The 11284-nt window shown below is 71.1% G+C and carries 6 protein-coding genes and 3 pseudogenes; 5 read left to right on the top strand and 4 right to left on the bottom strand.

Annotation, left to right across the window (positions count from 1 at the left end; translation table 11 throughout):
- The first annotated feature begins 15 nt into the window (after positions 1–15).
- Positions 16–1311, top strand: a complete 1296-nt coding sequence (locus GEMRO_RS0122840; protein ID WP_084507852.1) for a cobyrinate a,c-diamide synthase — start codon at positions 16–18, stop codon at positions 1309–1311.
- Between the two features lie 3 nt (positions 1312–1314).
- Here GEMRO_RS0122840 and cobT read toward each other — a convergent pair whose 3' ends face one another.
- Positions 1315–2313, bottom strand: coding sequence for a nicotinate-nucleotide--dimethylbenzimidazole phosphoribosyltransferase (gene cobT, locus GEMRO_RS0122835; protein ID WP_027135860.1), 999 nt, complete (start codon positions 2311–2313; stop codon positions 1315–1317).
- Positions 2314–2425: 112 nt separating this feature from the next.
- Here cobT and cobS point away from each other — a divergent pair, with 112 nt between their 5' ends.
- Positions 2426–3181 (top strand): adenosylcobinamide-GDP ribazoletransferase, encoded by a 756-nt coding sequence (cobS, locus tag GEMRO_RS0122830; protein WP_027135859.1) that lies wholly within the window; start codon positions 2426–2428, stop codon positions 3179–3181.
- Positions 3182–3202: 21 nt separating this feature from the next.
- On the opposite strand, the gene GEMRO_RS0122825 is transcribed toward cobS, so the two are convergent.
- Entirely contained in the window at positions 3203–4642 is a 1440-nt protein-coding gene (locus tag GEMRO_RS0122825; RefSeq protein WP_027135858.1) for an MFS transporter, read from the bottom strand.
- 146 nt (positions 4643–4788) lie between these two features.
- On the opposite strand from GEMRO_RS0122825, the gene GEMRO_RS0122820 reads away from it, so the two are divergent.
- Positions 4789–5679 (top strand): LysR family transcriptional regulator, encoded by an 891-nt coding sequence (locus GEMRO_RS0122820; RefSeq protein WP_027135857.1) that lies wholly within the window; start codon positions 4789–4791, stop codon positions 5677–5679.
- Between the two features lie 1179 nt (positions 5680–6858).
- Here GEMRO_RS0122820 and GEMRO_RS31325 read toward each other — a convergent pair.
- A pseudogene (locus GEMRO_RS31325) lies at positions 6859–7885 on the bottom strand (IS110 family RNA-guided transposase).
- A gap of 144 nt (positions 7886–8029) precedes the next feature.
- Between GEMRO_RS31325 and GEMRO_RS31320 the strand changes: the two are divergent.
- Both GEMRO_RS31320 and GEMRO_RS36035 read left to right on the top strand, forming a co-directional pair.
- A pseudogene (locus GEMRO_RS31320) lies at positions 8030–9095 on the top strand (DDE-type integrase/transposase/recombinase).
- A gap of 197 nt (positions 9096–9292) precedes the next feature.
- Positions 9293–10135 (top strand): annotated as a pseudogene (locus GEMRO_RS36035) (IS5 family transposase).
- A gap of 87 nt (positions 10136–10222) precedes the next feature.
- Here the strand turns inward: GEMRO_RS36035 and GEMRO_RS0122795 are convergent.
- Complete coding sequence (locus GEMRO_RS0122795) at positions 10223–11212, bottom strand: SDR family NAD(P)-dependent oxidoreductase (protein ID WP_027135856.1); 990 nt, start codon at positions 11210–11212, stop codon at positions 10223–10225.
- Positions 11213–11284 lie beyond the last annotated feature (72 nt).

Here is an 11284-nt window from a genome sequence, read left to right as displayed (position 1 = left end):
TCCGCGCCCACCCTTCTGATCGCCGCCCCCGCCTCGGGCTCCGGCAAGACCGCCATCACGGCGGCGATCCTGCGCGCGCTGGTGCGCCGCGGCCAGACCGTCGGAGCGTTCAAGGTCGGGCCGGACTATATCGACCCGGCCTTCCATGCGGCAGCCAGCCTGCGCCCCTGCGTCAACATCGATCCCTGGGCGATGCGGGTCTCCACCCAGACCTCGATCCTGGAGCAGGCCGGCAACGAGGTCGACCTGCTGGTCGGCGAGGGCGTGATGGGCCTGTTCGACGGCGCCGCCGACGGCACCGGCGCCACCGCCGACCTGGCCGCGACCCTGGCGGTGCCGGTGATCCTGGTGGTCGACGCCAAGGGCATGGGTGCGTCCGCCGCCGCCCTGATCGAGGGCTTCCGCGACCATCGCGAGGACGTCGTGGTGGCCGGGGTGATCTTCAACCGGGTGGGCACCGACACCCATGCCCGCCTACTGCGCGAGGCCTGCGAGGCCCGCTTCGCCCTGCCGATCCTGGGCTTTCTGCCCGACGACGAGGCGCTGCGCCTGCCCGGGCGCCATCTCGGCCTGGTCCAGGCCCGCGAGATCGCCGGGATCGAGAGCCGGCTGGACCGCGCCTCCCGCCTGGTGGAGCGCCATCTCGACCTGCCGCGCCTGATCCGGCTGGCGCGCTTCCCGGTGGTGTCGGCGCTGACCTACAAGGTGGCGCCGCTGAACCCGCTGGGCCAGCGGATCGCGGTGGCCGAGGACGACGCCTTCGCCTTCGTCTATCCCTCCACCCTGATGGGCTGGCGGGCGCGCGGCGTGGAGATCCTGCCGTTCTCGCCGCTGGCCGACCAGGCCCCCGACCCCGGCGCCGACGCGGTCTACCTGCCGGGCGGTTATCCCGAGCTTCATGCCGGCAAGCTCGCCGCCGCTCAGTCCTTCCGGCGCGGCCTGCGCGCTGCTGCGTCCAGGGGGGCCACGATCTATGGCGAGTGCGGCGGCTACATGGCGCTGGGCGAGACGCTGGTCGACCGGGCGGGCACGGCGCACGCCATGGCCGGCCTGTTGCCGGTGGTCACCAGCTTCGCCGCACCCCGCCTGCATCTGGGCTACCGCCGCGCGGTCGGCCGGCGCTCCTCGCCGCTGGGGCTGCCCGGTGCTGCCTGGCGGGCGCACGAGTTCCATTATGCCGCCGAGCTGGAGGCGCGCGGCCCGCGCCTGTTCGGCCTGACCGACGCCAGGGCCAACATTTTGGCCGATGCCGGCTGCGCGATCGGGCGGATCTGCGGCAGCTTCATCCACCTGGTCGACCGGGCCGAGTGAGGCTCACAGCCGGCCGTCCACGCCCGCGTCGTCGAAGCTCGCCATGCCCGCATGGCAGGCGACCGCCGCCCGCACCACCTGGATGGCCAGCGCCGCCCCCGACGCCTCGCCCAGCCGCATGTCCAGGTCCAAAAGCGGCGTGAGCTTGAGCCGGCCCAGCAGCGCGCGATGGGCATGCTCGGCCGAGACATGGCCGGCCAGGCAATGCTCGATCGCCTTTGGCTCCAGGCGGAACAGCACGGCCGCGGCAGCGCCCGCGACAAAGCCGTCCAGGATCACCGGCACCCGCCGCCTGCGCGCCTCCAGGATGCAGCCGGCCATGGCGGCCAGCTCGAACCCGCCCAGCACCCGCAGCACCTCGCGCGGGTCGTCCAGCCGTGCCGCATGCCGGGCCAGGCCCCGGTCGATCACCTCCGCCTTGCGGCGCACCCCCTCCGCGTCCAGCCCGGTGCCGGCCCCGCACCATTCCGCTCCCCGGCCGCCGAACAGGGCGGCGCAGACCGCCGCCGCGGTGGCGGTGTTGCCGATCCCCATCTCGCCCACCGCGATCAGGTCGGCCTCCTCGCCCACCGCCCTGGCACCGGCGGCAAGGGCGGTCGCGATCTCCGCCCGGTCCATCGCCTCCTTCTCCGACCAGTCGCCGGTGGTCCAGTGGCGGAACGGGTCGTGGATCGCCAGGCGGGCGCCGGCCTGGCGCGCCAGCTGGTTGATCGCCGCACCGCCGTCCCGGAAGTTGCGCACCATCTGGTCGGTGACGCTGGCAGGATACGCCGAGACGCCCTGGGCCGTGACGCCGTGCCGCCCGGCGAACACGTGGATCTCGACCCGCTCCAGCCTGGGCGGATGGCGGCCCTGCCAGGCGCAAAGGTGCGCGGTCACCTCCTCCAGCCGGCCGAGCGCGCCGGCGGGCTTGGTCAGCACCGCTTCCCGCGCTGCCGCCAGCGCCCTGGCCTCCCCATCCGGCTCCGGAAGGTCCGCCACGTCGAGGATCGCGTCCGCCATGTCCATCCCGCCTCGCTGGATCCGCCCAGGGCGGAAGCGCCCTGGAGGATTTACCGGCCGTGGCCGCGCGGGCAGGTTGCACGCCCGCCGACCGGCCGCACGGACACAAGACTTGCTCGACGACGTCAAGACAGCGCTGCAGTTCCTGACCCGCCTGCCGGTCCGCGCGCCTGCGAGCCACGGCATGCAAGGCCTGTCCCGGGCCGCCTGGGCGTTCCCGCTGGCGGGCCTGGCAGTGGGGGCGATCGGCGGCCTGGCCTACGCCCTGGCCGATGCAGCCGGCCTGCCGCCATTGCCCGCCGCGATCCTCGCGCTGGCCGCCACCATCGCGGTCACCGGCGCGCTGCACGAGGACGGCCTGGCCGACCTTTTCGACGCCCTGGGCGGCCATGCGCCGCGCGCCCGCGCCCTGGAGATCATGCGCGACAGCCGGATCGGCACCTATGGCACCCTGGCCCTCCTGGTCACGGTCGCCCTGCGCGCCACCTCGCTGGCCAGCCTGCAGGCCCCGGCCAGGGTCGCCGCCGCCCTCCTCGCCGCCGCCTGCCTGTCGCGCGCCGCCATGGCTGTCCTGATGGCCCTGCAGCACCCCGCCCGCCCCGACGGCCTGGGTGCAGCCAGCGGCCGGGTGGCACCCGCCCGCGCCGGCCTTGCCGCCCTGCTGGGCCTCATCCCCCTCCTGGCCCTGGCCACTTCCTCCCCCGCCGCTGCCCTGGCAGCCCTCCTCGCCGCCGCTTCGGCCTTCGCCGCCACCGAGCGCTGGACCCGAAGCCGCCTGGGCGGCTTCACCGGCGACACGGTGGGCGGCACCGAGCAGCTCTGCGAAACCGCCTGCCTCCTGGCCCTGGCCGCCGCCTGGCCGGCCTGAGGCCAGGGGGCAGCCGGCCCGCTACTGCACGCCCCTGGTGCGCCTGGCGGTCGCCAACGCCAGGACCAGCGCCACCAGGACCAGCAGGGCCGCCACCGCGAAGGTGATGCGCATGCCGCCAGCGACGGAAGCGGGCTGGGACGCCGTGATCGCGGTCGCGCCCGAGGCCAGGGCGAACACGGCGCCCATGACCGAGGCGCCGGTGATGAGGCCGAGGTTGCGGGACAGGTTGAGCAGGGCGGAGACGACCCCGCGCTGGTCCAGGCCCGCTTCCGCCATGACGCTCGTGTTGTTCGCCGTCTGGAAGAGCGCATAGCCGGCAGTCACCACCACGACCGGCAGGACATAGCCGGCAACACCCAGGTCCGCCGGCAGCAGGGCCAGGGCGCAGCAACCGGCCGTCATCCCGGCAAGGCCCAGGACGGTCATGCGCGGCGCGCCCAGGCGATCCACGAACCGCCCGGCCGGGATGCCCACCAGCGCGGCGACCAGCGGCCCCGTTGTCAGCGCCAGTCCCGCCGAAGCCGCATCCAGCTCGAGCCCGCTCACCAGATGGAAGGGCCCGACCACCAGGGTGGTCATCATCACGGTGGCGACCAGCGCGCTCATGGCAAGCCCCGCCCGCAGCACGGGATTGCGGAACATCGGCAGCCGGATCAGCGGCGACGCAGTGCGCCCTTCGGCCCGGACGAAGAGCCAGCCGGCCAGGGCCGCCCCCAGCAGGAGCGCTAGACTGGGCAGGCCGAATTGGCCGCGCCCGATCGTCATGGCGAGGGCATAGGCGGCAAGCGCGCTGCCCAGCAGCACCGTGCCGGCGATGTCGAACCCGGTGCGCGCCGTTTCCCGGCCAGGCCGCTCGTCCGGCAGGCTCAGCCATGCGGCACCCAGGGCCAGGATGCCTAAGGGAACGGTCACGAGGAACAAGGCGCGCCAGCCCAGGCCGGCGATCAGGAACCCGCCGAGGGAGGGACCGAGAGCCGTACCGACTGCGGACATCGCACCCAGCAGCCCCATGGCGCTTCCGGACTGCGCCTTCGGGACGATCCCGCCGGCCAGCGCCATGGTCAGGGCCATCATGATCGCCGCACCCACGCCCTGCATGGCCCGGGCCGCGATCAGCGCTCCCAGCGTGGGAGCCATGCCGCAGGCCGCCGAGGCGATTGTGAACAGCAGGATCCCGGCGAGCAGCAGCCGTTTGCGCCCGGCAAGGTCGCCCAGGCGCCCGGCCCCGACGATCAGGGTCGTGATCGCGAGAAGATAGGCCAGCACGACCCACTGGACATGCTGGAAGGAGGCGTCGAACGAGCGTGCCAGGGCGGGCAGGCCCACCTGGGCGATGCTGGTGCTGAGTGCCGGCAGCAGCATCGACAAGCAAAGGCCGGCCAGCGCCCAGCGCAGCTGGCCGGGTCCAGCCGCCCTCCCGACTGCCTCCTGTTCCGCCACCAAGATCGCCGGCTTCATCGCATGCCCCGCTTTGCCGCGTCCCGAAAAGGGGATCGCCCTTGAGCGAAGGTGAGCCGGCCTTTGGCATGGCGGAAGGCGCATCGTTTGCAGTCTGTCCGTGCATTCGACGCCACATCGGCATCGGCCCGTGCTAGGCTTCGCCCATGGCGCTTCCCGACCTCCATCTGCTGGTCGCCCTGGATGTCCTCCTGTCCGAGGGCAGCGTGGCGCGCGCCGCCAGGCGGCTCCAGCTCAGCCCCTCGGCCACCAGCCGGACGCTGGCCCGCCTGCGGGAGACGATGGGCGACCCGCTGCTGGTCCGGGCCGGGCGCGGCCTGGTGCCCACGCCCCGCGCCCTGGAGCTGCGCGACCGGGTCGGCCGGCTGGTCGAGGACGCGGCGGCGGTGCTGCGCCCGGTCGGGACGCTCGACCTGGCAGGGCTGGCCCGCACCTTCACGCTGCGCACCAGCGAAGGCTTCGTGGAGAATTTCGGGCCGGGCCTCGTGGCGCGGGTCGGGCGCGAGGCGCCCGGCGTGCGGCTTCACTTCGTCGCGAAGACGGAGCGGGACAGCGCCGGGCTGCGCGATGGAAGCATCGACCTGGAGACCGGCGTGGTTGGTGCTGCGACCGGGCCGGAGGTGCGGGCGCAGGCCCTGTTCCGCGACCGCTTCCTGGGCGTGGTGCGCGCCGGGCACCCCCTGGGCCAGGGCCGGATCACGCCTGAGCGCTTCGCTGCCGGCCGGCATGTCGCAGCGTCGCGGCGCGGCCTTGCCCTGGGACCTGTGGATCAGGCGCTGGAACAGCTGGGGCTGGCGCGGCAGGTCGCCACCCTGGTCGGCGGCTTCGCGGCGGCGCTCGCGCTCGCCCGCGGCTCCGACCTGATCGCAAGCGTGCCCGAGCGGCACACCGGCAACCTGCGGGCGGGCATGCACAGCTTCCCGCTGCCCCTCCCCGTGCCCGAGATCACGGTGTCCCTGCTCTGGCACCCGCGCCTGGACGCCGATCCGGCCCATCGCTGGCTGCGGTCATGCGTCCGGGAGGTCTGCTCGGCGTAGAACGGCTTCATCCTCCATGGCACCGCAGCCGGATCCACGTGGCTGTCCTGCGCCGCGCGGCCTCGAACCTGGCAGCCCCCCGTTCGGACCGGTTCAGGTAGGGGCTGCGGCGGCAGGCAGCGAGGACCAACGCCGACAGCAGCGATCGCCGCCTGGCGCCCATGCCCTTGGGAAGCGACCCGATGGTCGAGCGCCCCGATGTCACCCAAAGCCAGGACAAAGGCGAGAAACAGCCGATACCGGCCGAAACGCCCTGCCGTTCTTGGACCCGTTCAGCACCAGGCGGGCGGTGATGCCCCTCTGGCGCCGGCCAGCGATCGAGGTGGAGGCTTCCCAGGCCTTGTGTGAGTGGCGGCCGCCCAGATCGCCGCTGGCAATCGAGCGTCCAGGAACAGAAACGACCGACATCCAGATAGCACTGTCCGGTCCGCCCGCGACAACAACGGCGCGTCCTGATCCGGACCAACCGGCTCCACCGCTCTGGGGCTCTTCTGTCGGGCCGCAGGCCAGGGCGCCGAAAGATGCGGTGGAGGGTCGACACGGCAGCGCCCACCCTCAACCCGGCCAGTTCCGCCTGCATCCTCGGCCAGGGCGTTGTCCGGCGTGCGCGCCGCCATCCGCAAGACGTCCCCAGGGGCAGCCGGTATCAAACACCGACAGCCAAGGAGCTTGGTCAACGCGGTGCTTCCGGTGCGGCGCACCCGCTGTATCCGCCAGATGGCCGCCAAAGGGTTGATCACGAACCGCGCCGCCGCCTGGCCTGCGCTGCTGCCCGCTGCCACCGCACGATCCACCCCCGCGGATTGCAGAACCGAGGATCCGCCATCGCCATCCCGAAGCCCCTCGGTCCTGCCGCTCCCCGCTAACCTAGATGTTCGGTCCCAGGGTGTAGTGCTTCCGTAATGGGCCGTTGGGCGTCAAGTCCCCCGAGCGATCATCCTGTCGCCGGTCTCATGCTTCCGTCCGTGGTCGGCATCAGGGCCGCCACATCATGCGGTCAGAAAGGAGCCGGTGGGCCAATCTAAGGCGCGTGGTTCACCCAGGCTGAGCGCCCACAGCACTACCCCCGGCCTCACCGGTTCCTGCGTCCCGGCGACGGGACCTCGAAGGAACGGGACCGCTCGGCCCCGTCCCAAACCTGCTCTTCTTGGTGCGCTGCTACGCGGCAGCCTCCTTGTCCTAGCGGAAGTCGGTGCCGTTCGCCCACATGCGATGGAGAACACCGGCCAGCTTGCGGGCCAAGGCCACCTTGGCCCGCTTCGTGCCGCGTCGCTTGGCAACCTCAAGGGCCCAGCGCTTGAGGGTTGAGACGCGGACAGTCCGGGTCAGCATCGCGTTGGCCGCCTCGTAGAGGGCAGTGCGCACCATCGCGTCCCCGACCTTGCTGATCCCGCCGCTCACATCGGTCACGCCCGACAGGTACCGCTTCGGCGTGAGCCCGAAGTGAGCCCCCACCGCCTTGGCAGTGTGGAACCGTTCCGGATCATCGACGGCGGTCTTGAACGTGACCGCCACCAAGGCGCCCACGCCGGGTGCCGTCATCAGCCGTCGGCAGACCGCATCGCCACGTACGATGGCCAGCATCCGCCGGTGCAGGCGCATGAACTCGGATTGCAAACCTTCGCGCGCCTGCAGCATCGCGCCGGCAACTGTCTCCAGCATCTCGTGGCCAGCGACCAGCTCGTTGATCTTGGCAGCGAACCGGCCCTTGCTGACCTCGCCCACCTTGAGCCCGAAGCCGCGCAGGATGCCGCGGATGCTGAGCTCGACATCCCGCAGCTTGGCTTGCAGGCCGCAGCTTGGCTTGCAGGAGCTTGCGGCCGACCAGCAACGCCCGGACCTCCTGGGCATCGGGAGACTTCCGGTGCACCGGCCTGAACCAGCCCATGCGCAAGAGCTGGGCGATGCCGCGGGCGTCCTTGCGATCGGTCTTCACGATCATGGCCGAAAGCGCCGCCTTCACGTGCCGGGTCTCCAGCAGCACCGCCTCGAACCCGGCCGCCGTCGGCCCGGCGTGCAGCCACTGCGAGAGCGGCCCCGCCTCCAGCCCGATCCGGACCAGCGGCAGGCCGAGCTGGCCGAAGAAGCCGACCAGCGCCTCCGGCTCGCTCGCTACCTTGGCCTCGCGAATGATCCGGCCGCTGCGGTCGACCACGCACACGCTGCTCCGTTCCAGCGACACGTCGATCCCGGCATCATGCTCCATGGCTGTCCCTCGATGATGCCTGGGGCCGACCCGTGCGGACCCCGCACACGCCATCACTCTGAGGGACAGCCGGCCCGCCAGTCAGAGCCAGCGTGGGCCCGTTACGGCATCTACACTTGAACAGCCGTGCTGGAAGGACGCGCTATGGGCCAGGTTCTTCACGGCCGCGCCACGACGACAGAGGCAGTGCGTCGCGCGATCCAAGCTAGTGAAGCGAGCGTAGGAGCACTGGCCAGGCGCTACGGCATCAGTCCGACCACCGTGCAGAAGTGGCGCAGGCGGACCTGCACCACCGACTCGCCGATGGGACCGAAGACAGCGCGGTCCACCGTGCTGAGTGTCGAGGACGAAGCGGTCATCGTCGCTTTCCGACGCTACACGCTCCTACCCCTCGACGACTGCCTCTACGCCCTGCAGCCGACCCTGCCGCACCTGACCCGATCATCACTACACCGCTGCCTGCAGCGGCATGGCATCGCCCGGCTACTGGAGGTCGATGGCGTCAGACCCCAGCGCTCCCGCTTCAAGGCCTATCCAATCGGCTTCTTCCATCTGGATATCGCCGAGATGCATACCGAGCAGGGCCGGCTCTACCTGTTCGTCGCCGTCGACCGGACCTCCAAGTTCGCCTTCGCCCAGCTACATGAGCGGGCGACCCGCCGAGCCGCTGCCGACTTCCTCCACGCCCTGGTCGCGGCGGTGCCGTACCGGATCCACACGGTGCTCACCGATAACGGCACCCAGTTCGTCGACCGTACGCCCACCAACACGGTGGCCGAGGCCGCTGCGGAAGCCTATTGGGCCGCCAAGGGCGAGCCGCGCGTCTGGTTGGTCCACGCCTTCGACCATGCCTGCGAGCAGCACGGCATCGAGCACCGCACCACCAAGCCGGCACACCCCCTCCGCAGGCTCCTGCCTGCGGTCCCTGCAGGAGTCGGATCGATGGCCTGCTGGCCATCGATGGACCAATGGTCAGGTGGAGCGGATGAACCGGACGCTGAAGGATGCCACCGTCCGACGCTACCACTATGGCAGCCACGACGAGCTCCGGCACCACCTGCAGCTCTTCCTCGACGCCTACAACCACGCCAGGCGCCTGAAGAGCCTGCGCGGCCTCACGCCCTACGAGTTCATCTGCAAGACCTGGACCGAACAGCCGGCCAGATTTACCGCAGATCCGACCCACTACACCCTGGGACCGAACAGCTAGCGCTGCACATTGATCTTCGTCCCGGATGGATGCTTCCCCTTCGCAGTCTTGGTCGGCCTCCTCGCCCGACCGGTTCCGCTGCCGCACGACCTGTTCGTGCCCCAGGCCAAGCCGCTCAGGTCGACCAGGGCCCGTCAGCTCCTGATCACTTCCCCCATCTGCGGCATGAGCGGCGGATGGGATGGTGGATGGCGGGCGTGCCGACAGATCCGCGATGGGCGATGCTGGCACCCTTGATCGAGGCCTGCCGCCCGCACCGCAGGTCGCAGCATCACGATCTGAGACGCACAGGCGATCATCTGGCGCTGCCAGCATGGCGCGAAGTGGCGCAGCCTGCGGCCTGCTGGCGGATCATGGCGGATGGCGGCGCAGACCTTCATGCGCTGGGGCAAGCCCGGCATGCGAGAGCGGCTTCTGGCAATGGCCCTGAGAGCTAGGCGTGCAGCTGGGCATGGCCTTTTCTGGACGGCAGCAACATCCGGGCCCGCCGGCAAGCGGCCGGTGCTGCTCGAAAAGGGGCGGCGGAACCCGGCGCCCTGCGGGTGAAGCTCCTGGCCGATCTCGTGGCGGCCATGGCACCAAGGCCTGCGTGATCGCCGACGGTTCCGGCCGGGCTGTTGCCTTCAGCCTGGCACCTGGACAGGCCCGCGAACCGCCTCAGGCCATCGGCCTGCTGGAACGTCTGCCGGGCGTACCACGCCGGGTAGTGGCGGATCACGGCTATGCCAGCCATGCCTTGCGCGGGCGCGTTTGAAACCATCAGCCTTCGGCAGAAGGCTGATCCGATCTCCCCAGGATCACCGGTCGGCACACCGCCGAGGGGCAGCCGACCGGTATCCCTGCCCAACCGCACGAGGCGCCGGTGGCCTGCCCCTCCTGGACCTACCGCAACTGACCGAGAGCAGCGCTCCCGATGGGTCGAGCGCTTGCGGGCCAGGCTCAAGGAGCGGCGGACGATCGCCACCCGCTACGAGAAGACCGCCCACGCCTTCATGGGCGTCCTCTGCCTCGCCGCAGCTCTCGACTGGCTCAAGAGCTGACAGGGCCCAGAAGGCCACCGCTGGCAGCAACCTCGAAAGCTCCGGGCGCCGCCCGTGCATGGCCGCCCAGGGCGCCGGCTCGCTGGCTCAGTTCACCCCGTGGTAGCGCTTGTACCAGGCGACGAATTTCGGCAGGCCCTCTTCCAGCGGCGTGACCGGCTGGAAGCCCAGGTCCTGGCGGCTGGCCTCGATGTCGGCGAAGGTGGCGGGGACGTCGCCCGGCTGCATCGGCGCCAGCTTCACCACCGCGTCCCGGCCCATCTCGCGCTCCAGGATCCGCACGAAGGTCCGAAGGTCGTTCGGCTGGTTGTTGCCCAGGTTGTAGACCCTGGCGCGCACCCCCTGCGCGTCCGGCTCCGGCGGCCGGTCCAGCGCTGCCAGCACGCCGGCCACGATGTCGTCGATATAGGTGAAGTCGCGCTTCATGTCGCCATGGTTGAACAGCGTGATCGGCCGCTCCTTGGCGATCGCGTCGGCGAAGATGTAGGCGGCCATGTCCGGCCGGCCCCAGGGCCCGTACACCGTGAAGAAGCGCAGGCCGGTCTGCGGCAGCCCGTAGAGATGGCTGTAGGCATAGGACATCAGCTCGTCGGCGCGCTTGGTCGCGGCATAGAGCGAGACCGGCCGGTCGACCTGGTCGTCCACCGAGAACGGGATCTTGTCGTTGCCGCCATAGACCGAGCTGCTGGACGCATAGGCGAAGCTCTTCAGGTTCGGCAGGTCGTGGCGCGCCACCTCCAGCATCACCATGTGCCCGACCAGGTTGGAGCGCACATAGTCGAAGGGGGCGGTCAGCGAATGGCGCACCCCGGCCTGGGCGGCCAGGTGCACCACCCCGGTGATCCGCTCGGCGTTCTCCTTGGCGATCGCCCGGATCTGCTCCAGCTCGGCGATGTCGGCCCGCACGAACCGGTAGCCGTCGCGGCCCTCGATCTGCCGCAGCCGCGCCTCCTTCAGGCTCGGGTCGTAATAGGCGTTGACGATGTCGACGCCGATCACCTCCTCGCCCCGGTCCAGCAGGGCCTGGGCGACGTGGAAACCGATGAACCCGGCAACGCCGGTGACCAGCACGGCCATGGATGACATCTCACAGCAAACGGGGCGCGACCATTGGGTCCGGACCAGGCCGGCAGGGGCGGACGGGGTCGG

The organism is Geminicoccus roseus DSM 18922, assembly GCF_000427665.1.
GTDB lineage: Bacteria > Pseudomonadota > Alphaproteobacteria > Geminicoccales > Geminicoccaceae > Geminicoccus > Geminicoccus roseus.
Note: the sequence above shows the minus strand (reverse complement) of the source record. Positions and strands in the feature narration are given on the sequence as shown.

Excerpts from the sequence above, each read along its gene's own strand:
- cobT (WP_027135860.1), bottom strand. The coding sequence starts at position 2,313 with ATGGCGGACGCGATCCTCGACGTGGCGGACCTTCCGGAGCCGGATGGG.
- GEMRO_RS0122825 (WP_027135858.1), bottom strand. The coding sequence starts at position 4,642 with ATGAAGCCGGCGATCTTGGTGGCGGAACAGGAGGCAGTCGGGAGGGCG.
- GEMRO_RS0122820 (WP_027135857.1), top strand. The coding sequence starts at position 4,789 with ATGGCGCTTCCCGACCTCCATCTGCTGGTCGCCCTGGATGTCCTCCTG.
- GEMRO_RS0122795 (WP_027135856.1), bottom strand. The coding sequence starts at position 11,212 with ATGGCCGTGCTGGTCACCGGCGTTGCCGGGTTCATCGGTTTCCACGTC.